The following is a 22,542-nucleotide window of genomic DNA, read 5'->3' on the forward strand; positions in this document are numbered from 1 at the left end:
GACGGTTCCCGGGCGTTTTCTACTGCCGGTCGAGCCAACGCCAGACGGTGAGTGTCGCGCTGGCGTCGTGGATAGCTCGGTGAGCTGCATCCTGACCCCAATCGTGGTCTGCATCGTAAGCTGCTTGGACAAGCTTGTGCCGGCGCCAGGGTTCACCGGTTACCGTTTCCTGATGGTAAGAGTAAGCTTCCATGCAGCACCGGATTTCCCGGGCACCATCAAGGTATCCTTTCAAAAACTCGGAATCGAAGTCGGCGTTGTAGATGACCACAGTACGACCGTCCACTGAATCGTGGATCTGCTGGGCCAGCTCCGCCAGAGTCGGGGCGTTGGCAACATCCTCTGGCGAAATGTTGTGAATCCGCTGGGCGTCTGGCCACGCAGTGTGGCGAGTTGGCCGGACCAGGCTGTTCAGCAGCACATCGCCATTTTCGTCGAGAATGGCAATCTCCAGGATCTCATCGCGCTCTGTATCGAGGCCTGTAGTTTCTGTGTCGATTACCGCAAGACTCATGGGGTGTCCTCCAGAAATCCCGGAATGTTCTGCAGAATGCCCCGGATTTGATTCTTCTGCCGAGAAGTCAGTTTCTTGTTGCCGCTGCGCTCCTGAACTTGAATAAGACTGGTGATGAAGTTCCGATCGCTCCCGCTGAGGCAATCCATAGCCTCAGTATTGGAGAGAAGTTGGCGGATGAGCACGTTGAGTGATTTGGCTGATTCCATCGTTGCCCCCGGGATCAAGAAAGAAACTGGCGACGATAGGCCGCGCCTTTTCGGAACGCTTCCTGCCAGGTTGCACCGGAAAAGCGCTGACTGGGGAAGCCCGGTCGAGAAGCGCTGGTAACGAAACAGATCGCTCCGGAGCCGTCCCGATACTCGGAAGCAGCGACAGAAATGCCCTCAATCCGGTTTACTGCGGAACCAGTTGTCAGGCGAGTAACGGCATTGTTGTATCGATCACGCTCATCGGTCACCCGGTAAGCTGGCAACTCCTCATCGGAGTCCAGAAACCGGCCTATGGCGTCGTTTACAGATGTAGCGGCATTGGAAATCATGATCTCTTTCTCCTGCGTAGTCCTAACCTGTGTATAGTTTAGCAAAACATAGACACCTTTCAAGGTGTATAACGTGAAATTTTAACGGCGACAGCCGTGGCGTAGCCAACCGGCCTCAGTGCACACGAAAGGGCGCCCGCGCCCTGGCTGGCGGAACGCCAGACACGAAAAAGCTCGCAAGATGCGAGCCAAATGATGGGCTAGGGATGTTAGGTCGGACTGATCAGATCAGGCCCATAGGCCCAAGCGCTGTCGAGCTTCCAGATTGGCTGTTTGGGATCCTCGCGATCCCAAAAATGCCCGCACAGAAAAGGTTGGTAGGTGATGCGCTTTGCTTTCTCCGTGGCCACGTTTGGTGGCAGCTCTGAGGCCAGATCTTCGACGAAGCAGATGCAGTGTGCGTGTACGTTTCGGACGCCTTGGCGAATCACCGTTTGTCGGCCGGCTTCCGACACCTTCATTTCCACCGATCGCACCAGAACAGCAGGGCTGTAGCCCAGCACTTTGCCTTTATGCTCGCCCTCCATGGCTACAAGGGAGAAGCGTCGCTGGCGGTTCAGGTTCTTGTACAACTTCACCTTCATGCCTTTGTGCGGGCGGGGGCGTCCTTGGAAGGACTCCCACGCTGGGATGGTCTCGCTCATGCTCGACTCTCCGAGACCTGCGCCCGGTGTGCTTCTGCGAGGATAGACTGAAGCGCTTTTCGGATCTCGTTGGATTTCATGGAAAGCGGTTCGCCGGCCTGCTCAATGCCGATCGTGTCGGCAGTGACGCCTTCCCAGCCCTCAGGATCATAAGGGCCCCAAACGCAGTGCTGCAAATCAGGCAGACGGTCATCTGGCCAGACAGACATAAGCGGAGCATCACAGAATGGCTGACCGGAAAAACTGCCGTCTGGTGCGTGAACTCCGTTAATCAGGCCGCCGCAAAATTCGGCGACCACGTTGCCGATTTGGTGGATGAATTCGATGTGACGCTCTTCATCGGGAAATTGGCCAAGCAGTTCCGGCTTCACCAGGAGCCCGGTGACAATCTCAGCAAGCTCATTCGGCAAAATCTGTCGAGACATCAGGCATCCCTCCTGAGTAGGGCGGCACTGCCGGCGATGGATTCGATGAAATCAGAAGGGGACATCATTCCATATCGGGCAACAGCCTTGGCTAACAGCGGGTCATATCCGTTCTTGATCAGGCGTTTGACCGCCAGCTCTTCCAGTTCGGCAGGCGAGTCCATGACATCCATGGCGTATTCATCCACTTCGGCCATTGTCTCACCGGTCAAAGCGCCATTTCCGATTTCGCGCTCGATGGCCGATCGAAGGTTGCTGGCCATCGCGGTCACGCTTTCACCATTGAGTTCGTAGTCCACTCGCAGATCCAGCTGAACCGTGGCGATCCCCGACTCTTTTTCCGCATGATTTGGATTGCTGGGTACAACCCTTGATTCCTTTTCCTCGGCCTCTTCCCACTGCTGCAGGAATTGCTCCAGATACATGCGCTGTATGCCGTTCACTTCCTCCGAAACCACCAATTCATCAGCGGATAAGTGAGGGAGGTTTTCCCGCATAACAAAGGCCTTGAGCTCATCCGTCATTGCATCGAGCGGATCAGCTGATTCCATGAGTTCGGCAAGCGGAACGTGAATCCAGTTAAGGCCCAACATGCCGGAGAATATCGGATTGTTCATTACCTCGTTCAGTTCATCGCTCGCAACGCGGCGAGCAGAACGGATGTCGCCCCAAAAATAGGATTCGCTGGTGCCTCCATTCCAGAACCTGTGCGTCGGAGGAACATCGTTGCTGTTTTTCAGCACCCAGGGCCGAGGGCGGTTCTGCAGAGCGTACTCCCAATAACCAAGGCGCGTTTCACCGCTTCTCACTTCGGCTTTCCAGTCACGAACGGGGACCAGAGAGTCCTCATCCCAAATGGAACCACCACAACGCTTCATCAGTGCCTCTACATCCGCGGTGCGCACGCTGATACCCGATAACGCCTGAGTCGTCGATTCCTGCTCCATCTCGTTGGCTACGTGCTCCCAATAACCAAGTCGGGTGCCGTCATTCAGAACAATGCTGGCCCAATCTTCGACCGGGTAGTCCCCGTTTTCCTCCCAAATGCTGCCGCCAAACTCATTGATCAGGGCTTGAACGTCGCGGGTGCGTAACTGCATGTCTGTCTCCTGCTTTCTGATTTGTCCTAACCTGAAAGCCATTTTACCATGCATCATACACCGTGCAAGGTGTATTTACTCGGTTTTCCGAGGCGCAGCCGTGGCGTAGCCAACCGGCCTCAGTGCACACAAAAGGGCGCCCGCGCCCGGCTGGCGGAACGCCAGACACAAAAAACCCGAAGCGGGTTCTTTTGGAAGGCCAAGATTATCCTATTGGATTTTCCGCCATCTGGTGGCGTCAACCGGCAGCTCATCAAAAGCACCGTGCATCCAGACGCCACTCCGAAGCCATTCCACCATTCCTTGAGCGTTGGCGTCTTCTTGCGAAGGCAATCGCTCTTCACACAGAATGCCCTGATCCTCTATTGTCTCGCTTGCTTTGCGTGCTGCGTCGGCAATTGCTTCCAACTTCTCCTGGGTAGGCGCGTGCTGGCGATCAAGAATACGATCGAGCTTTTCCAAAACTGAGATACCAGAGGAATAACGCTCCCGGATGGAGTCGATCTCAGCGCCGGTGTGGCCCAACATCTGAAGGGTGTAGTCGTCCATGCTGGAGGTCGTTTCCAGCTTCTTCAGGCCATCACTGGCAAGCTCTCGAATTTCACGCAAATCGCTGGGAGTTAAAGTGAGGCTGATGTCGACTTGGGAAATCGAACCTGCAAACCCTGAGACCTCGGCAAGAAGGGTTTCTGCTTTCTGGCGCAACTCACTCTTTGGCTGATCCTCGCCAATCTGAGTGCCGGGTTGGTTATCGGATGAAGATTTTGCGTTCATTACAGTGCCTCCAGATCCTGTTACAAAAATCCTAACCTCCGCAAATTTTACCAAGATCAAGATACACCATTCAAGGTGCATTTATGGCTTGGAACCTTAATCTGTGGGAGTATTCGCAGAGCAAATCGAAAAATAAAGGGAATTTATGAAATCGACTGCTGCCGCGTTTGTCTTATTGATCTGTCTGGCTTCCGCCAACACATTTGCCGACACCCCCAAAGTTAAACCTACCGTAGAAAACCGTTATCCCGGCCCCTGGCAAACAAACTTCAATATGTCGATCACCAAGACGCTCTCGAGAAACGGTGCTCGCGGCTGCGGGATCATCAAGTATCGGGAAAGTTCCAAAGAAAAGGGCGAGTACCTGGCAGTGTGCTCTGCCGATAATAAGCATTGGGATGCCTACATGGTCTGGCCCAATATCAACGAAGCGATGGGGCCGTATTCCCTCGACTGAGAAGCCCGCAACGCGGGCTTCAGTGGTTTCGCTCAGGCTGCTTTAACTCGCTGGCAGCCTTGCTCATAGATCGAATCAACAACGTTTCGATCCCAGATGCCTTCTTCTGTCAGGTCATCCAGAAGCCGATCGACCAGACCATGAGTCACAATGACTTTCAGTTGTGCCTCCAAGCCTTGATCGGCAAGCGCTGCAGCTTCATCGCCGTTCAAAAACTGCCCCAGGATTTCGTCTAGTATGCCGAAAAAGTCTTCGTAAGCCATGGACTGGCTCTTGATCTGATGGTCAACAACCAGCTCCAGGCCGTGGGCCTTTGCATCAACTTCAGAGCCTGAAGCCTCGGCAGCCAGCTTGAGTAAGTGGTACGCCAGCCCGCGCAGAACCGATTCCTGAAAGGGGATTTCCACATAGCCGGTGGCGACCTTCTCCTTTGAGTTGACCGCCTGGATCTGGAGAACCCCGTCCTCTTCCGTGCGGCTTCGGACGCTGGGGTATCGCAAGTCAGCAATTTCGACCCCGATGGTTTTGACCAGGCCATTTCTCAGTCGGCTATGGGTTTCACGGTTGCTGAAAAAAATACGCTTGTTCATGATTCAGAACTCCACGTTGAAAGGAATTTCAATGCCACGATCGCGGAGCTTTCCTACCAGCTCCTCATATCGGCGTTTCTGCAGATCGGTAAGAACCTTCCGGTAGTCCGTTTTGATGGCCTGCAATTGGCTCAGCTCGTTTTGCATGGCATCAATCTGGGCTTCGCGATGTCCTCGGTTAGCCGCTTCCTCAAGGTTCAGCTCGTTCATGTCCTGAGGGAGCTCGTCGTTGATAGCGGCCGACACGATGCCTTGTTTTGTCAGGCTCAGAATGTCGTGGAAGGTGTTTTTCAGGACGGCCGCCTGTGACTGGATGAAGTAGTGGATCTCCTGAGCTGTAAAGCCTTCGTGCTGGGACCAGGGACAAAAATCTTCGGGGAAATCGGTTGCTTCCGGATTGTCGTTGGCAAATTTCTCAAATGCCAGGTAGCCGGTATACGGCTCTTTGTCGAAGCCACTTCCATCTAGGAAGGCGAGGTGGTCAGACGCGGCCATGCCAAAGGCCGTCTTGTCGATAATCGACGCGGATTCATTCATCACTGTTCTCCTGCTGTTTTTCCTAACCGGTGAACAGTATACCAAAATACACCGCGCATGGTGTATATGTTAAGGTGAATTTCACGGCGACAGCCGTGGCGTAGCCAACCGGCCTCAGTGCACAAGAAAGGGCGCCCCGCGCCCCGGCTGGCGGAACGCCAGACACAAAAAAGCCCGCAATGCGGGCTCGATAGGGGTCACCGGTGTAGCCTGGAGTTCGGCTCAATCCCTAGAAGGGGGAGTCGTCATCAAAGTCTCCAGCCAGCTCTGGCACACGTTTGTTAAGGTACATCTCTGGCGTAATTACCATGGAGTGACCTGATTTTTTGCGCTTGCCCACCTTCAGGATCCCTTCCTTGTCCTGAACGATGCTATCGAAATCGAATTCCGGCACTCTGCCCGGCACGCGGGACACACTGACTGCATAGCCAACCGGGAAGTCATGCCCATCAAAATCATCGATCACTGTATAGAACTTCACTCGGGGATCCTCCGCCAACCCATAGCCCCGATTTACATAGTGGTCATCTGGGTTGTATTCAGACAGATTCCCGTAGTTGTCCGCCTTTAGCAGTGCGAAAGCTCCATCAATTTCGGGGTGGGGCTGCATCATATCCATGAACAGGTAAGGGCAGTCCTTGTCTTGTCGGATCCGCCCGTATTTCAATTCCGTGACCAACTGGTTAAACGCAAGCGATTGATCGGATAGTTCGGCAAAGACGCACCCCCAGAACTCAAGAAACGTCCGGTATGAGGGTGAGTAAGGGTCGTGTCGTGCGAGGATGGCTGACGGACGCGGGGTGTCCCCGCAAGTGATATAGACGCTGCCGGCACATTTGTCGACCCTGATATTCGTTTTCCCGTCGCGCAGCTTGGCGTTCACCGGGAAAGAGGTGCATTCAACTCTGTTTGCGGTAATAAGCGCTGGCATAGTGATTCTCCTGCAGATCGTTGTTTGCCTAACCTGAGAACTATTATACCAGCATAAATACACCTTTCTAGGTGTATTAAGAATCAAGAACACCGGCGCAGCCGTGGCGTAGCCAACCGGCCTCAGTGCACATAAAAGGGCCGAAGGCCCCATCTGGCGGAACGCCAGGCACAAAAACCCGGCATTAGTCGGGCGCAGAAGAAATTGTAGGGTTGAAATGAAGCTTACCGGTCAAGCCCGGCCGGCAGCCCGCTCGGCCCGAAGCATCCGCAAGGATCCAGTTACACTCTCGACCACATATTCCCAGTAGCCCAGAAGAGTTTCGCCGTTCTCGACGTCTTCGATCCAGTCACAGGGGGGAATGCCTGGGTAAACCTCCCAGATGGACTGGCCGTTGTCTTCAATCACGTTCAAGACATGGCTGGTATGAAGTTTTTCTTCTTTCACTTCCGGAAACTGCTCAACGGTAGCCAGTTCCCAGTACCCAAGCCGTGTTTCCCCGGTACAAACTAGATGCTTCCAGAAATCCCGGGGCAGATCCGGGTGCTCAGCCTGGGGATCGCCGCCACATTCATTGATGACCTGTTGGACCAGATACGTACTCGAAATGTCACTCATGGAGCCTCCCGTAAGGTGCTCAAAGAAATGTCCTAACCTGGGGCTATTCTACCATTATTTATGCACCGTGCAAGGTGTATTATCAAGCAGGAGGCATTAAAAACCCCGCTCTTGGCGGGGTTCTGGGATAGGCGACCGGGTGGCGAGGTTAGGTTAGGTCTCAGGCAGGAGAGAGGCCACCCGGTCTTAAATCGTGGTTCAGGTTTTCCTGAACTCTTGATCTCAAGTGTAATGAAAAAAAGACACCATGCAAGGAGTAATTTAGGAGTTTTTTGCAAAAGCCGGAGTTTTTTCAAGAATCGTGGAGATGGCGCCCGTGGCGGTCCAGTTCTCCAGGCGGTAGCTCCGGACTGTTTTGTGAATGAATCGGTCGAGATAGACCCGAACTACTGAACCGTCCTCCCGGTCCACCCCCAGAACCTTTGACACGATCGGGGTGCGATCTCCGAAGCGTACAGTTGCAATGGTCTCATCGAAGGACAGGTCGACTGAAACCGTCAGGGAATGCGGACTCATGATCACACCTCGCTCAAATCAATGACTGGCTTACTGGAATGGAGTTTCAGAAAGGCAAGCAGCATATCGGTTGCCTCAGGGGAAAACCGCATATCCAAGTGATTCTTGAAGGCGACAAACTCAACGGGCCCGCCCTCGCAGATCTTCGTACGGGAAGCGAGTCTTGCACCTTCCAGGGCCTTAGCGCAGGCAGCAAAAGCAGCGGTAATGCCGACGTCGCCCATTTCCTGTTCCAGCACCCGGAATTCTTGGGCCAGGTCCTGCATGGCTCGGGGATCCTCCGAGGCATAGTGATCGCCAAAGTAGAAGGATCCAAAGTTGTACGGGCAAATTAACCGGGTATCCTGGGTGCGCACAGCCGGCCGGAAATTTGAGTACTCGTAGCGGACAAGGTGCAAAGAGGTGGCCAGCTGGTCAGCGCACTTTTGCAGTCCCCGGTCTTCGAGCGTCACCGCCTGCAACCGTGCATGCTTGGCGCACTCTTCGAAAGGGAAGGCGGCAAGAAGAGCATCGGCGCAGCTGGAGAAATCGTTCTCATCGATCTGGCTTTTGTACAGAACATCGCGGGCTTCGCGAGTGCTCATCTGGAAGTCCGTGCGCAAGTCGACTCGAGCATGGGTACCTCCCGAGTATTCCCGTGTAAGCTTTGATTCCCATTCCTTCAAGAAGGCGCTGATAACCAATGAGCCAACAATGGTTGCGTCAGGCGTTGAAATCCCAACGCCCAGCTGTGACAGTTGACGATTTACCTCAACGGCGCTTTGAAGTGCCTTGTAGGCGTCCGTGAGCCTCCACTTAAGATCAACCTTAAGGGCTTCTCCGTTGAGCTTGCTGAGGTCCAATTCAGTGTTTGTCATGATGCCCCCTTATGCAACCAGCTCTGGCAGTTCGGTATCACCGTGCAGGGCAATGAAGCTCAGAAGTGCATCGGCATGGTCACGGGCAAGAACAAATTTCGTCTTGTCCTTGAATACGGTGGCGGTGAGAATCCCGGGAATGCCCATTTTGGTACGGCTCGGAATGTCTCGAATCATACCGTAGGAGTGCAGTTCCCGGGTGATCCGGGAAACCGCATCACAGAGTCCGTGAACGCCGGTTTCCTGCTCAGCCACACCGAGCGCACTCTGTGCTTCCTCCAGATCACGAATCAGATAGTACCGATCCATTCCCTCGTGCGATCCGCCGCCATACTTGCTGAACTCGAGGCCGGCAGTTTTCATCACTGGGTTGGTGCCTCGTGGCATAAGGTTGAGAAAACTTGTAAGGTCCCGGGCCGCAGACTTCATGCCCAGATCAACCAGAGAGCCTGCTTGGTCCTTAATGGCCTTCGCGATCATATCGAAGTCCACCGGTTTCATGATCGCATCGAAAAGCTCCATGTGCTCCTCAATGAAGCCTTGCCTTTCCAGGTCAACCCACGGCATCCGGTGAGGATCGTCAATGCGATCTGGATAGCCGCAACCATCGTCAGGGTCGGGAAGGCGTATCTCAGCGTCCAGGCCGCCGTTATTCTCACTGGAGGCCCGGGCAACCAATTCACGCTTCCAGGTGGACAGAAGACGTTCAGCAGCTTCGATGCTATATGGAATCCGAACCTCAATGCCATGGAATGATTCAAGCTGGTGACCCTTGATCGAGAATTCGAGGAATTTGTTCATGCCGTTCTCAAAGAATGAGCGACAATGCTCTTTGAGCTCTGCACCTGTGAACTCAAGAATGGGCTTTCCGAAAATGGCGATCTTCAACATGGTTTTATCTCCTGCGTTTTTTTCCTAACCTGGAAACCATTGTACCAGATAATATACACCATGCAAGGTGTATTTAGGCAGGAATAAAACGCCTCTCATTGAGCGGCACTTGATCGCTGGGGGTGGTGATTGGTTACCGGGCGCTTATGAAACGTGTTATCAAGAATGTGGTGACGCCCATCAAAGCCTCCGCAGGGTACCCACACCGAAGAAGGTGTGGGGTGAATGCGGTGTAGCGTCTCAGCGCTACCGATTTCTCTAACAGATTGATAGCGCTGCATGCTGTACAAATAGACAGTGCTTGCTATAGTGACGGCATGATGATTCGCCAAGGCTTCAAATTCCGACTGGATGCCAGTGACACGCAGAGTGCCCGCTTGCGGGTGCTTTGTGGTCATGCTCGGTTTGTCTGGAACCAGGCCTTAGCGAAGTGCAATCAGGCCGCAGAGGCCGAAGGCGAGTATGTGCCTCGGTACGAGACAATGGCCAAGTGGGTCACGGCTTGGAAGCGGGAGCCGGAGAGCGAATGGCTGAAAGAGGCTTACACCGATAATCTGCAACAAAAGCTCAAAGACCTGGATACCGCCTGGCAGCGGTATTTCAAGAAAGTGGAAGGTGCGCAACGCCCTCGCTTCAAGAAGAAAGGCACGTCCCGCGACAGCATTCGGTTCGTCAACTTTAACAAATACTGCCAGATCGACAATCGGCGGGTGAAGCTGCCAGCCGGTCTCGGCTGGGTGCGCTTTTGCAAATCCCGCGAGATCGTCGGCACGATCAAGAACTGCACCGTGGGCTTTGAGGGCGGGCACTGGTTCATCAGCTTTCAGACCGAGCGTAAGATACCGGAACCCGCGCACCCCTCGTCCTCGATGATTGGTGTGGATATGGGCATTGCCCGCTTCCTCACGCTTTCCGATGGCACCTTTATCGAACCGGTATCCGCGTTCAAAGCGAATCAGGAGAAGCTGGCCCGGGCGCAACGCGCCCTGGCCCGGAAGGTAAAATTCTCGGCCAACTGGCACAAGCAGAAGGCCAAAATCAACCGTTTTCATACCCGGATCGCCAACATCCGGCGCGACTACCTGCACAAAGCCTCCGATCGACTCAGCAAAAACCACGCGATGATCGTGATCGAAGACTTGCAGGTAGGGAATATGTCGCGCTCGGCTAAAGGCGATGCAGAAAATCCGGGCGTGAACGTCAAAGCCAAATCCGGGCTGAATCGGAGCATACTGGATCAGGGATGGTTCGAGTTCCGGCGACAACTGGAATACAAGCAGGCGTTTCGCGGTGGTGGAGTGCTAGCCGTACCCGCGCACCACACCAGTCAGACCTGTCCAGAGTGCCAGCATATCAGTCCAGACAGTCGCACCTCTCAGGCGCGGTTCCAGTGTGTTCAGTGTGGCTTCGAGGAGAATGCCGATCTGGTCGGTGCGATCAATGTTAAAGCGCGAGGGCATCGCGTCTTAGCCTGTGGAGAGTCTGGGTTGCCGGACTCCGAGAAGCAGGAACCTGTGCAAAACCGCGAGGAAGTAGCACCCGGCGCAGCGCACGCTGCGTAAGGAATCCCCCACCGACGCTAGGTGGGGGAGGATGTCAACGTTCAAGTCCTTAATCATGAAAGTGTGTTGTATCTCGTTTTCCTACTAACCTATGCAGCACACAGGGTTTCGTAGGTCTCCCTGGAGCTCATTTCCAGAACCTCATGGCAGAAGGCCTCAAGTACTGCGTCCATGTGCTGGAACACATCGGACTCGGTGGCCCCGTCGCCCCAATCAAGGCCGCTGTCGGCCGCTGCCTGCTTCCATTCGACCACCTGGGCCATATACACATCAATGCTACCTCGCAGATGGGCGAACTCGACCTGTACCGTCGCTTCCTGATCCGGGCGGGTAGTCCGGGCGATGGCCTGGGCCTCCGCGTCGGCCGTCCAGTCTCGGTTGTAGAAAATGATGTGGCTGGCCTGGGGCAGGTTCAGGCCGCGCTGGCTCACCCCCAGAGAGGCGAGGAGCACCGGGGCAGGGCCGAACCGGAACCGGTTATCAAGGCGCTCTGTGCGGGCCTTAATGGAGCCCTTGCCGGTGAAGATGACCCCTTCAATGCCTCGATCGGCCAGAGCCTGCTGCAGACGCTCCAGAGTCTCAGGCGAGCTCGCGTAAACGATGGTCTTCTTGCCCTGGGCGGTCAGCTGCTCGAGACGGTCGATCGTCCACCGCTGTTTACTGGTGAGGGGCGTATAGCAACGGCCTACACCGGCGTCATGGGCATGCGGGGCATTGGCGGCCTGGATAACCGCGTTGATCCGGGCGAGAACCGCAACCAGGTTAGAGCCTTTGCCCTCCATGTTGCGTTCCTTCTTGTGCTGCTCGTACCAACGGGCGAAATCAACCGCCGGCGTCAGGTAGTGGCGAAGGTGCTCTTGGTCCCAGCCGAGGGTTACGGTGCTCTTCTCCGGATCCGGGCAACCGGCAAACGGCTCAACTTCCGGCTCATTACGCAAACGGCGTTGAATGAACGGCGCTACCCAGTCACGGAATTGAACCACGTTGTTGATCTTCGGAATTTCCCGCTTGGCGCCGCCGCGCAGGTCGTCTTTGAATTCGTTGGTGGCCCACTCAAGCGATACATGACGCTCCCGGAAGACATCAATGCCACGGCCGGCAGCCTGGGCGCTGGTCAGAAGACGGGGCTCCATGAACACGTCTGAGCGAATACCGAATGGCTGATGGGCCCGGGAACCGCCGGCAGAGGACGCCGCCAACGGCAGAATATCGCGGGGGTAGTTACCGCAGGGGGTGCCATCGAGAATGTACAGCTTGCGAGCGGCAAGCTGGAGCAGGGCGCGGCTCTGCTGGCTGCCCGGGTTGGACAGAATCCCGCCTTCATCGGCGATAACAACCCGGGCCCGGCGCCGCAGGTGGTGCGCGATTGTCTGGTTCTTGCCCTTAACAACGGCTTTTAACCGGTTGTAGCTGACAATGTTGATTGCACGCAGCTCCCGAGTATCCGCCAGGCAGTCGATGGTTTTCCACTGGTCCGCCGGCAAACCAATCTTTTTCAACTCTCGGACCATCTCCGGAACAAGCCCGGATTCAACGCAGATCAGGCCCCGGCCAGACAGTAATGCCAGCGCCAGAGACAGGCGAGCTTTACCGGTGCCCTGTTCCCAAGCAGAAATGCAGCCATAGGGGTTAATCAGCAACTCAATCAGGCCCTCGAGCTGATACGGCCAGAGCCAATCAATACCCGCTGCCTTGATTTGCTCCCGGTACTGGTGGGCCAGCTCAGGGAATGCAGCGCAAAGGCCCTCATGAGCTACTTGCCAATCCGTAGAGGAACGCTCGTCCTCACCCCCAGAAAAAGCAAACAGCCGCTGCAGCTGGTCTCGGCGGTACTGAACGCGGAACCCGTCCTTCTCAACCAGGTAATCGCCTCCCATAGGTTCAGCAAAAACCTGTTCACCTTTCCGGATCGCCGGAGACTTCACGTTACCCTGCTCAAGCAGCATGCCACGCTTGGCGGTCAGTTCGAGCTTTGCAACGGTGGAAGCCTTAACGACATGGCGGAACGGGGTCAGGGCCCGGATATGCTTACGCTTGAGCTTTTCCCAGTACCCGGCCAGAGTGGGCGAGACCTGGGGGTTACCGCCTGCATTACGGATCAGATCAAGCAGCTCATCAAAGGCCTGCTGTGGGTTATCCTGCAGTAGGTAAGCGTCCAACATCAGAAGGCCATCGCCTTTGAATTGAATGCTCTCCGGGTACCGGTGCTTGAGACTGCCACGCTTCTGCCCCTCAACCGGCTCCACTGGCTCCCGCAAGATGGCGTTGCGTACCTTCGCTTCTGTCAGGCCACAGGCAAACTTCAGTTTGATAGTTCGGCGGTGATGATGAAGCTCTACACGGGTGTCATGGGTAACCGGTGTGTGGATGGTCGGTTCAGAGACATCGACGCCGCCAACAGTCAGCCGGGGCCGGTCATTGGTGTGCGGGATCTCGGTACCGGTGAACAGCGCAGGCCAGGGGCCCTCGGACGACACTTCCAGAGACTGAGGGGAAGATGCCGGCTTGTTGGGGCCAAAGACATAGATCGCCGTGCGTACGCTGGCGCCTTCGGATTTGAAGGTATCAATGGGCAATACCAGTTCCGCCCACATCCGGCGCCGGGTGAAGCATTCCTCACGAGCAGACGTCGGCAGCAGTGCCACAACATAGCGAGAGGCAGCCAGGGCCTGATCAACCGCATACAGATGGCTTACCGCTGAGGTATTTGGGCCAAACATTCCGAACGTAGTGCAAGGATAGGGCTGCATCTGGGGGTGCTCGAGGTGCAGGCCAAAAGGCGGGTTGATAATGGCCGCATCGAAGTTCTTGGCTTTCACCTCTTCCATCCCGGCGCACTCGAGCTCGAACTCAAAGCCAGCGGCCGAGGCGTCTTCGGACAGTGCATCAACACAGCGCTGGTCAACATCGATACCGTAGAGTACGTGGCGCTCAGGGTCTGCATACTGCAGCAGCCGGCCTGAGCCAACAGAAGTATCCAGCACAACAGGCTTGCGCTCATTGGCGGCCTGAACGGCTTCAAAGACCGGGGAGAGAAGGGACCACATCCGGGCAGCAACCCAATCCGGGGTGTAAAACTGGCCCTCGGCCTCATCCCGTCGACGGTGTAGATCTGCCAGGCTGTCAGCTTTACGTACGATCGTGCCCTTGGCGGTAACCTCAAGCGCTTTGTTGCGCCAACCCTGAATAGTGCCTGCCATTGGTAAACCCTCTGATTACTTGTCCTAACCTGAGAGTTATATTATCAAATACAGATACACCATGCAAGGTGTTAGTTGGTGGTCTAATGCAGCCAACAAAACAACAGATATGATGTATTTGCCGGCCGCATCTCGCCTTGTTCTTTGGTCTTCAGGAATCACTCATTTGATCATCTTTGACCAGCCCTTGGGGTACTGGTGTAGCCGGAAATCTTTACGGTAGGCCTGGTGCTCCATGGCTTCAGCAATCCCATCAAGAACCTCGTCAAGCGATTCCTTGACCTGTTCTGCTGACAACTGGAAAAGCAGCCAGCCGCGCCGGCAGAAAAAGAACTGCTTCTCCCGGGTTTTCTTGAAGCTTTCCACGTATTTCGCATGAAATTGCCACCCGTCCAGCTCACAGCCAATCCTCCAGGAGGGAAGGGCTGCATCAAGCCGGTAGTCACTATCGGTAAACGGCCGGAGCTCCCAGACAACCTCGCCGCCGGTGTAGAAGCGTCCCCAGCGTCGTACCATGCCCTGGTAAAGAATATCTGCAGGATTCTCCGGCGGTACCGGGCTGAAAGGCAGGCCCAGAAGTTCCGCTTCGTTGGCAGGGCGCTTTTGCTTCTTGGCTCGCTTGAGCGGAGAGCTGGCGGACTCTTCCTTAATTTCCTTGAGCTCGCGCTCGATTCGCTCGGCTATTTTCGGGTTGATCTGATTGCCGGACTGGCGATCAGTCAATTCATTCAATGATCGGATGCGGTAGCCCACGCAATGCCCCTGGTAATTCGTAAATTTGTCCTAACCGGGTATCACTTTACCATGCCAAAGGCACCAATCAAGGTGTATGTTTCACATCCGGTGTTTCACGGCGCAGCCGTGGCGTAGCCAACCGGCCTCAGTGCACAAAAAAAGGGCGCCCCGCGCCCCTGGCTGGCGGGCATGCAGGCGTAAAAAAGCCCGCACAAACTGTGCGGGCTCAAAAGTGCCTATTCCGCGATGCCGAGAACGTCAGCATTGCCCCTCAAGCATACCCAAGTCCTGCGGAATTATCGAAGATCAGGGCGTCTGCCAGTTCGTAGAACCGATCCATGAAGGCACTGAAAGCCTCCTGAGGATTCATGGCAGTGATCTTAAAGGGCAGGGGCTTCACGTCACCCAGCAGCGGCCAGTAATCCTCACCCCACGGCGTAAGATCGCGTCTCTCGGTCGCCAGAGCCTTCAGGTCGGCTTCTTTGATCGAAGCGTCCATCGGGTAAGGCAGGCCGAAACGCTTAAATATGGCCGCCTGAATGCGCTCCTCGATTTCTTTGAACTCAGGCAGCATGGCCTTCAATGGCGACTGGAGGTCCGGTGCATACGCCTCACTGCTATCATGCAGCAGAGCGGCCATCTGGTGCTGCTTGGGAACCAAGTGGCTCACCAGAACGCTGTGCTGGGCCACGGAATAGAACTGATTGCACTGGCCGCCAAAACGGCAGGTGTTAGATAGACCACGGGCTATGTCCTCTATGACGAAGGAGGTCACCTGAGGATTGGCTAGGTCAACATACCTGCCTGAATGAGTGGAAATCTCCGTGCGTAACGCTGAGTAGCCCATGATGCCTGCCTCTGTGTTCTGAAATGTCCTAACCTGAAACTATTGTACCCGATTACATACACTTTGCAAGGTGTATCATCCCACCGCTTGCGGTGGCTACGCCACTGCGTCAGTGCACAAAAAAGGGCGCGTGCGCCCGGGCTGGCGGAACGCCAGACACAAAAAAACCTGCATTCAGCAGGTTTTGTAATCTGGATTTTGGGTTAGAACTTGCTCGGTGGTTCCAAACTGGGCGGCTGAAATTCAATTATCGGAAGCGCTCCTTCTTCCGGATAATCCGTCAGGGAGGCATTGAGACCATAAAAACGCTCTCCATCGTCGTCCTGGGTTTCTCCAACCCACAGGGTGCATTCGCCGAAATCTTCCTCCTCCATGCTGTCACCCGTCATGGCTACAAGCCGGCCCATCGCTTCAAGATCCAAGGTCATGCGACTGGGTACCAGGCTAAAGCCTTCTGGAGTTGGTACCGGCTCAACCGCAGGCCTGAACTCAGCTTCCTGGAAAACCTCACTACTGGCGGTATTGGCAAGACGGGCAAGCGATCGGGCCAACTCTTTCGGTGTGTAGCCAGGCATATCCCGAATAAGGATGCCCAGTTTCTCAGTGAAGTAATCGCTGTCTACGCCGAATCGGTTTTTCATAGCTCAAGCCGCTTCCGTTTCAGATTGGTTTACGTTCGGACAGTCGTCTTCGTGCCCGCACTCTGCGCACATCTCGCACTCGTCGCAAATCGGGAAATCACCGTCCATGGTGGCCAGGCCGCAGCCGGCACAGTGTTCGTCACACTCCTCCTCGGCGCCGGCATCGAGCTCCGGGTAACCACAACTGAGAGTTGATGCTGTGTCCTTCTCTGGGTCCTTCAGCGCCCGATCGATCAGCATCAGTTGAACCCGGTCCAGCGTCTGAAGCTGGTGCTTCCAGTAGCCATCCTCATCACCCGTAGCCATGACCTGGGAAACAGCCTCTCGGAAGTCATTGAGGTGCGTGCGGAGATCTTCAGGCAGGACTTCCCAGCCGTCCTCGATACGATTCTTTGCCTTGAACTCACGAACAAGGGCAGTGATTGGCCTGAAAGATTCTTCCTCCGGCACCCCCAGAAGTTCGGTCACTTCGGAGATATCGGCGATCGCGCTGTTGGCAACCGCACGCCAATCGGTGGATTGATCAGTCTCGGCCTGATCGGTATCCGGATTTCGAACCCATGTGACACGCCCCATATTACTCACAGCAGCCTGCTTTCCGGAATTGGTTCTCACCAGTACACCGCAAACCTCACCAAGCTGCTGGGCCTTGCGTAAGCCAATGCTGGGGGTGACGTGATAATCAGAGTCATGGCCAACCTTGCGCCATTCCCGGCAGGTAAGGGTGGTGTTGCTGCTTTCCCGGTCGAAGAGACCGGTCTCCCGATCCCGCCACTGGCAGATGAATTTCTCATTTCCCATAGCGATGATCTTGATCTGGTCCGGGCCATGGCCCTCGTCACCTTCCAAGATGTCACCAGGAACCCACTCATTCAATTTGAGTGTCTCAACTTCCGTTCTTCCGCGGTTCATATACCACCCCTGTTAGGTTGAGGTTACCAGTCAACTCTCAAGGTTGAAGTTCCAAATTCCCGATTAAATAGAGTTTCTTTAAAAAAACGACCTGAATTTTGAATTACCTGGCTCCATTTTTTGCCGATCTCACCGTTTGGAGCCGGAATAAAGAAGATGCCAGATGACGCAAAGAGCCCGTCAGTTAACTGTTGTGTAGAAATGTGGCCAAGGAAGATCGGATACTGAAACCCCAAAGCGTCAGATGTGCAAGCGACCTGAATTATATCTTGAGGCGGGCATTCATCTGAGAAAACAACAGCGGGCAGTGGATGTCGAATACAAAGTCGCCCAATCTTTTCAATATTTTCACCAAGTGCAGTTATAGAGCGAGGCAAGACTTCGAGATCAGCCGTATTTACATATTGAGCACTCGGCGATCGACCTGCTTCAGCATCGTCTCCATAAATGATGCCTTCCATATTTTGACGTTTAATTGAAAATTCTTCAGCTTCCGTTGCGATCGCTTTGCAAAAAAGGTTTCTGTCTTCCTTTGGCAGGTTATGGAAGTTATATTTGCTTAGCACCTCAGATGTAAAGATTTGCTGCATGAGACAGTACCCTGAGGATTCTATAACTGCCTCTGTTGTTTCTTGTACTCCTAAAATTTCAGCCATCATCCAAAACAAATGTGCAGCAGCATCATGTACTATCGCTGAAATCGGCAATTGTTCTTCGCTCATTTCAGATCCCTTAAAATCCACGATTTGTTGTATTAGCTATGAACAACGGCTTTCGCCGCAGGCCAGGCAGGAGTCACAACCATCCATCCGAATCACCGCCTTGGTGTTGCACTTACCACAAACGGTGGCGTTTGCTGGGTATTGCTCACCGTCAGGCTCCTGCTTGCCCTGGCTCTCAAAGGCAATTCGCTTTTCTTCGAGGATCTTCTTGGTGTGCTCGCTCATCTCTTCGTCTTCAATGAGGCCGATCGCCTTCATGTGCTTTTCAATGACGGCGCCAAGGTCCGCGACCAGGGAAGGCATGAACACACCGCCTTTCTTGAAGTAACCGCCATTTGGGTCGTATACAGACCGCAGCTCTTCGACCAGGAAGGTCACGTCCCCGCCTTTACGGAAGCAGGCACTGATAACCCGAGTGAGGGCGATAATCCACTGGAAATGTTCCATATTCTTGGAGTTGATGAAGATCTCGTACGGGCGGCGTTGCTCGTGCTCGGTGTCTTCGTTGAGCAGGATGTCATTGATGGTGATGTACATCGCATGCTCAGCCACTGGCGGCTTGAGCTTGTAGGTTGTACCCATTAGCACTTCCGGGCGGCCAATGGTTTCGTTCATCTGGACAACGTTAGACTCGGCTGCCTGCTCCTGTGGGGCGGGAGATTCGTCCTTGCCAGCGACGCGGAATCCAACAATCTTGGTCTCAATCTTCTTTGCTACTTCAGTCATCTCGAGTTCTCCGTTCACTGGGGGTGGTTCTCACACCCCCAGCAGTGTCATTCAGCCAGTTTAAAACTTGGAGTAGGTGCCTTCTTTGAGCGCGTCGAACAGGTTTGCGGCGTTGTGGATCTCACCGTCGTACTCGACTTGCTCATTGCCCTTGAGCTGTACTTTGCTGCCATCATCAAGCGTGAACTCGTAGATGGTGTTCTCAAGGTCCTTCTCGGTAACAAGCACGCCCTGGAAAGCCTCGGGATTGAAGCGGAACGTGGTGCAACCCTTCAGGCCCTGCTCAAAGGCAGTCATGTAAATGCCCTTGAAGTCCTTGTAGGGGAATTCAGTAGGCACGTTGGCAGTTTTGGAAATTGAGCTGTCTACCCACTTCTGAGCCGCGGCCTGGACCATTACGTGCTGGGTCGGCGTCACTTCCTCTGCGCCAACAAAGTAATCCGGCAGCTTGGTCTCGGGATCATCGCTGAACGGCATGGCGTGTGGGTTTACCGTATGACGGTAATGCAGCAGCTCGTATGCGAAGACATCAACCTTCTCCTTCGTCTTGCGCCCCGGGCGAATAATGTTCCGCGCATAGTGGTGCGAGAAGGACGGCTCAATACCATTGGAGGCGTTATTAGCCAGTGACAAGCTGATGGTGCCGGTCGGTGCGATAGAGCTATGGTGAGTGAAGCGGGCGCCGGTTTCGGCGATTTCTTCAACCAGTTTGGGCTCTACTTTGGCAATGGCCTGCATGTATCGGCTGTACTTGGCGTGAAGGATGCGGCCAGGCACTTTGTCGCCAACCTTGTAGCCATCCTTTTTCATTTCCGGACGCTTACGCAGCATCTCACCGGTGACCTCAAATTCCTGGGAAAGGATCGGGGCAGGGCCTTTTTCCTTCGCCAGTTTCAGGCCTTCCTTCCAACCTTCGATTGCCAGGCTCTTGGTTACTTCCTCGGTGAACGCAACAGATTCATCGGAGCCATACTTGATGCCCAGCATGGCCAGCGCAGACCCCAAGCCCAGAATGCCCATGCCGTGACGGCGCTTAGAAACAATCTCATTGCGCTGGTTCTCAAGAGCCAGACCATTGATCTCAACAACGTTATCCAGCATGCGGGTGAAAATCGCGACGACTTTGGCGTACTTCTCGTAATTGAAGTAGGCATCTTCAGTGAACGCATTCTCGACGAACTGGGTCAAGTTCACGCTGCCCAGCAGGCAAGAACCATACGGCGGCAGCGGCTGCTCGCCGCAGGGGTTGGTAGCGCGGATGTTTTCGCAGAACCAGTTGTTGTTCATCTCGTTGACCTTATCGATCAGGATGAAGCCCGGCTCGGCATAGTCGTAGGTGCTGGTCATGATGGTGTCCCAGATCTCTTGCGCGGGAACTGTGCGGAAGATCTTGCAAGCCACCAGGCCTTCGTCATTGACCACGTAGTTGTCGTGAATCGGGAATTCCCGCCACAGGAACTGAGACTCGTCGGACAGGTCGAGGCCTTCTTTCTCAACCTCTTTCTGGGTGACCGGGAAAGACAAAGGCCACGGCTTGCCGTCTCGGACAGCCTCAATAAACGATTCTGTGATCAGCAGGGAGAGGTTGAACTGACGGAGGAACCCGTCTTCACGCTTGGCGCGGATGAAGTCCATAACGTCCGGGTGGTTGATGTCGAAGGTTGCCATCTGGGCACCGCGGCGTCCGCCAGCACTGGAGACGGTGAAGCACATGCGATCGAAGATATCCATGAAGGACAGCGGGCCGCTAGTGTTCGCGCCAGCGCCGGCGACGTAGGCGCCCTTCGGCCGGAGTGTGGAGAACTCGTAGCCAATGCCGCAGCCGGCCTTAAGGGTCAGGCCTGCTTCATGAACCTTGTTCAGGATGTCGTCCATGGAATCCTGGATAGTGCCGGAGACGGTGCAATTGATTGTTGAGGTGGCCGGCTTGTGATCCTGTGCGCCCGCGTTGGACATAATGCGGCCGGCGGGGATGGCGCCGTGGCGCAGAGCCCACATGAAGTCTTTTTTCGCCTGAGCCCGCTTTGCCTTGGGTTCGACTTCTGCAATAGCGGTGGCCACTCGCTCATAGGTGGCGCTGATGTCTTTATCAACGGCTTCGCCTTCCTTGGTCTTCAGCTGGTACTTGCTGGACCAGATATCAATGGATGCGTCCTGGAAGGGTGTTCCGATGTCTGCCTTAGCGTTCATTCTGTTCTCCAACTTTTCTAAGAAGGTAGTTCTGCATATTGGTTAAAAATAATACTACCAAAGCGGAGGATTTATGTAAAACAAGTTTTATGTTTTGGAATGTAACAGCGGGGAGATTTTCTTGAACAAAATGCCGCCGCATTCTACGACTCAATTCTTCGAATGAGTCGCTAGTCAAGGCGGCTTGTTTTTGGGACTGTTTATTTATACAGTGTTCGCATGACCATTATTCGCTCCGATCGACTCCGAATCCACGCCGACAGTCCGGCCCAGCGCGACGCGCTGGCCGAGACGCTGGCGCTGTATCGTCGGTTGGTGCGAGACCTGATGACGGTGGCTTTCAAGCACTGGCCATCGGTTGGCCCCGCCAAAGGCAACGAGGCAGTGGCCGTGATCGAGGGGCTGATCCATCCGACCTCGAAGCGTCCGAGTGTTCGCTACCGCTACTTCCAGAACCGGTACTACAAGCTCCCCTCTTACCTGCGCCGTGTGGCCATCATGGATGCCGTCGGCCAGGTTCGGTCGTTCATGAGTCGCTATGGCGACTGGCTCGACGGCCAGCGCCGGCATCTGCATTCGCGGCCACCACGGTTGACCGCCAGCACCAACACCTTTCCAAGCCTGTACGGCGGCCAGTGCATCAAGCTCAACGAGGCCGCCACGCAGGCCTTCATCAAAGTCCGATATCGCAACGACTGGCTCTGGATGAGCTTTCGATTGTCCGGGAAGCTCCGTTATCGCGGTCGCGGAACCGCCAAGTCCCCACTGCTGACCTTCAATGGCAAACAGTGGGGGTTATCGTTGCCGGAGCAGTTCACGCCGGCAGCGCCGGCCAGGACACCGAAACGGGTGCTGGCCGTGGATGTAGGCATCAACACCGCAGCGACCTGGGCCGTAGTCGATGATCAAGGCACTGTCCACGCCCGAGGATTCCTCAGGCGCAGTGATAAAGACCGGGAACATCGACTGATGCAGCGCATCCGTTCGAAGGCGCGACAACACACGCGCCACGGTAGCCGGCTGCCCGCGGGTTTTTGTGCCCGGGATCACCAGCGCCTCAAGCGGCTGGCGGATAACCAGGCGCATCAGATTAGCCGGAAACTGGTCAATCTGGCGATGGCTCATGACTGCGAAGCCGTGGTAGCCGAAAACCTGAAAGGCTGGCGTCCGAAAGCCGGTCGCAAGCGTTCTGCGATGAAAGCTCGCTTCCATCGGTGGTTTCACCGGATGCTGGTGGATCGGATTCAGAGCAAGGCGCAAGAAGCCGGGCTGCGGTCGGTGCTGGTCTATGCCCGAGGCACCAGCGCCCAGGCGTTCGATGGTTCCGGCCCTGTGAAGCGGGATGCGAGCAACTACAGCCTGTGTACCTTTGCCTCCGGCAAGCGGTACCACGCCGACCTCAACGCGGCTTACAACATCGCGGCCCGAGGGTTGGTCTATTTTCAGGGCGGTCGGCGTAAGCCGTCTGCCCGTGCGGGTCAGCCAACGTCTGCCCGTACACCGGGAACCCCGGTGACGCTCTCCGTGCTTTGGCCTACCGCCAACGCCGCGTGAGAGTGATCAGAATCCGCGACTCAATTCTCCGAATGAGTCGTCGGAGGGTTCAAGGCAC

Annotated in this window: 25 protein-coding genes; 3 read left to right on the top strand and 22 right to left on the bottom strand. The window is 55.2% G+C overall.

The window, feature by feature from the left end; all coding sequences use genetic code 11:
• Nucleotides 1–19 precede the first annotated feature (19 nt).
• The 7 genes from ACESMK_RS09700 to ACESMK_RS09730 form a co-directional block, all read right to left on the bottom strand.
• Nucleotides 20–514, bottom strand: a complete 495-nt coding sequence (locus tag ACESMK_RS09700) for an exonuclease domain-containing protein (protein ID WP_372997674.1) — start codon at nt 512–514, stop codon at nt 20–22.
• On the bottom strand, nt 511–723 hold the full coding sequence (locus tag ACESMK_RS09705) for a hypothetical protein (RefSeq protein ID WP_372997676.1): 213 nt from the start codon (nt 721–723) through the stop codon (nt 511–513). Before ACESMK_RS09705 ends, ACESMK_RS09700 begins: the two co-directional genes overlap by 4 nt.
• Before the next feature lie 14 nt (nt 724–737).
• Nucleotides 738–1,055, bottom strand: a complete 318-nt coding sequence (locus tag ACESMK_RS09710) for a hypothetical protein (protein WP_372997678.1) — start codon at nt 1,053–1,055, stop codon at nt 738–740.
• Nucleotides 1,056–1,264: 209 nt separating this feature from the next.
• Nucleotides 1,265–1,699: a hypothetical protein gene (locus ACESMK_RS09715; RefSeq protein WP_372997680.1), complete on the bottom strand. Its 435-nt coding sequence runs from the start codon at nt 1,697–1,699 to the stop codon at nt 1,265–1,267.
• Nucleotides 1,696–2,124 carry a hypothetical protein gene (locus ACESMK_RS09720; RefSeq protein ID WP_372997682.1) on the bottom strand — a complete coding sequence of 143 codons (429 nt, stop codon included), beginning with the start codon at nt 2,122–2,124 and terminating at the stop codon, nt 1,696–1,698. The genes ACESMK_RS09715 and ACESMK_RS09720 overlap by 4 nt, the downstream gene beginning before the upstream one ends.
• Entirely contained in the window at nt 2,124–3,224 is a 1,101-nt protein-coding gene (locus ACESMK_RS09725) for a hypothetical protein (RefSeq protein ID WP_372997684.1), read from the bottom strand. The genes ACESMK_RS09720 and ACESMK_RS09725 overlap by 1 nt, the downstream gene beginning before the upstream one ends.
• 210 nt (nt 3,225–3,434) lie before the next feature.
• Nucleotides 3,435–3,998, bottom strand: coding sequence for a hypothetical protein (locus ACESMK_RS09730; protein ID WP_372997686.1), 564 nt, complete (start codon nt 3,996–3,998; stop codon nt 3,435–3,437).
• Nucleotides 3,999–4,143: 145 nt separating this feature from the next.
• Between ACESMK_RS09730 and ACESMK_RS09735 the strand changes: the two genes are divergently transcribed.
• Complete coding sequence (locus ACESMK_RS09735; RefSeq protein WP_372997688.1) at nt 4,144–4,455, top strand: hypothetical protein; 312 nt, start codon at nt 4,144–4,146, stop codon at nt 4,453–4,455.
• A gap of 32 nt (nt 4,456–4,487) precedes the next feature.
• On the opposite strand, the gene ACESMK_RS09740 is transcribed toward ACESMK_RS09735, so the two are convergent.
• The 7 genes from ACESMK_RS09740 to ACESMK_RS09770 all read right to left on the bottom strand — a co-directional run bounded on the left by ACESMK_RS09740 (nt 4,488) and on the right by ACESMK_RS09770 (nt 9,395).
• A complete protein-coding gene (locus ACESMK_RS09740; protein ID WP_372997690.1) occupies nt 4,488–5,045 on the bottom strand; it encodes a hypothetical protein in 558 nt (185 codons plus the stop codon).
• Between the two features lie 3 nt (nt 5,046–5,048).
• Nucleotides 5,049–5,582 (bottom strand): hypothetical protein, encoded by a 534-nt coding sequence (locus ACESMK_RS09745; protein ID WP_372997692.1) that lies wholly within the window; start codon nt 5,580–5,582, stop codon nt 5,049–5,051.
• 229 nt (nt 5,583–5,811) lie between these two features.
• Nucleotides 5,812–6,513: a hypothetical protein gene (locus ACESMK_RS09750; protein ID WP_372997694.1), complete on the bottom strand. Its 702-nt coding sequence runs from the start codon at nt 6,511–6,513 to the stop codon at nt 5,812–5,814.
• A 231-nt stretch (nt 6,514–6,744) separates the two neighbouring features.
• Nucleotides 6,745–7,131 (bottom strand): hypothetical protein, encoded by a 387-nt coding sequence (locus tag ACESMK_RS09755; RefSeq protein WP_372997696.1) that lies wholly within the window; start codon nt 7,129–7,131, stop codon nt 6,745–6,747.
• Nucleotides 7,132–7,392: 261 nt separating this feature from the next.
• Nucleotides 7,393–7,647: a hypothetical protein gene (locus ACESMK_RS09760; RefSeq protein ID WP_372997698.1), complete on the bottom strand. Its 255-nt coding sequence runs from the start codon at nt 7,645–7,647 to the stop codon at nt 7,393–7,395.
• Nucleotides 7,648–7,649: 2 nt separating this feature from the next.
• Nucleotides 7,650–8,504 carry a hypothetical protein gene (locus ACESMK_RS09765; RefSeq protein WP_372997700.1) on the bottom strand — a complete coding sequence of 285 codons (855 nt, stop codon included), beginning with the start codon at nt 8,502–8,504 and terminating at the stop codon, nt 7,650–7,652.
• Nucleotides 8,505–8,513: 9 nt separating this feature from the next.
• Nucleotides 8,514–9,395, bottom strand: a complete 882-nt coding sequence (locus ACESMK_RS09770; protein ID WP_372997702.1) for a hypothetical protein — start codon at nt 9,393–9,395, stop codon at nt 8,514–8,516.
• Between the two features lie 317 nt (nt 9,396–9,712).
• Here ACESMK_RS09770 and ACESMK_RS09775 point away from each other — a divergent pair, with 317 nt between their 5' ends.
• Nucleotides 9,713–10,957: an RNA-guided endonuclease InsQ/TnpB family protein gene (locus tag ACESMK_RS09775; protein WP_372997704.1), complete on the top strand. Its 1,245-nt coding sequence runs from the start codon at nt 9,713–9,715 to the stop codon at nt 10,955–10,957.
• A gap of 89 nt (nt 10,958–11,046) precedes the next feature.
• Here the strand turns inward: ACESMK_RS09775 and ACESMK_RS09780 are convergent, their stop codons facing one another.
• The 8 genes from ACESMK_RS09780 to ACESMK_RS09815 form a co-directional block, all read right to left on the bottom strand.
• A complete protein-coding gene (locus ACESMK_RS09780) occupies nt 11,047–14,157 on the bottom strand; it encodes a helicase-related protein (RefSeq protein ID WP_372997706.1) in 3,111 nt (1,036 codons plus the stop codon).
• Between the two features lie 162 nt (nt 14,158–14,319).
• Nucleotides 14,320–14,910 (bottom strand): hypothetical protein, encoded by a 591-nt coding sequence (locus ACESMK_RS09785; RefSeq protein WP_372997708.1) that lies wholly within the window; start codon nt 14,908–14,910, stop codon nt 14,320–14,322.
• A gap of 253 nt (nt 14,911–15,163) precedes the next feature.
• Complete coding sequence (locus tag ACESMK_RS09790; RefSeq protein ID WP_372997710.1) at nt 15,164–15,667, bottom strand: phosphohydrolase; 504 nt, start codon at nt 15,665–15,667, stop codon at nt 15,164–15,166.
• A 275-nt stretch (nt 15,668–15,942) separates the two neighbouring features.
• On the bottom strand, nt 15,943–16,380 hold the full coding sequence (locus ACESMK_RS09795; protein WP_372997712.1) for a hypothetical protein: 438 nt from the start codon (nt 16,378–16,380) through the stop codon (nt 15,943–15,945).
• A 3-nt stretch (nt 16,381–16,383) separates the two neighbouring features.
• Entirely contained in the window at nt 16,384–17,292 is a 909-nt protein-coding gene (locus tag ACESMK_RS09800; RefSeq protein WP_372997714.1) for a hypothetical protein, read from the bottom strand.
• 23 nt (nt 17,293–17,315) lie between these two features.
• Nucleotides 17,316–18,014: a hypothetical protein gene (locus ACESMK_RS09805; protein WP_372997716.1), complete on the bottom strand. Its 699-nt coding sequence runs from the start codon at nt 18,012–18,014 to the stop codon at nt 17,316–17,318.
• A gap of 36 nt (nt 18,015–18,050) precedes the next feature.
• Entirely contained in the window at nt 18,051–18,740 is a 690-nt protein-coding gene (locus ACESMK_RS09810; protein ID WP_372997718.1) for an NrdJb, read from the bottom strand.
• A 60-nt stretch (nt 18,741–18,800) separates the two neighbouring features.
• Nucleotides 18,801–20,930: an adenosylcobalamin-dependent ribonucleoside-diphosphate reductase gene (locus ACESMK_RS09815; protein WP_372997720.1), complete on the bottom strand. Its 2,130-nt coding sequence runs from the start codon at nt 20,928–20,930 to the stop codon at nt 18,801–18,803.
• A 219-nt stretch (nt 20,931–21,149) separates the two neighbouring features.
• Between ACESMK_RS09815 and ACESMK_RS09820 the strand changes: the two genes are divergently transcribed.
• Nucleotides 21,150–22,484 carry an IS200/IS605 family accessory protein TnpB-related protein gene (locus tag ACESMK_RS09820; protein WP_372997216.1) on the top strand — a complete coding sequence of 445 codons (1,335 nt, stop codon included), beginning with the start codon at nt 21,150–21,152 and terminating at the stop codon, nt 22,482–22,484.
• Nucleotides 22,485–22,542 lie beyond the last annotated feature (58 nt).

It is taken from the genome of Marinobacter sp. (assembly GCF_041687235.1).
GTDB lineage: Bacteria > Pseudomonadota > Gammaproteobacteria > Pseudomonadales > Oleiphilaceae > Marinobacter.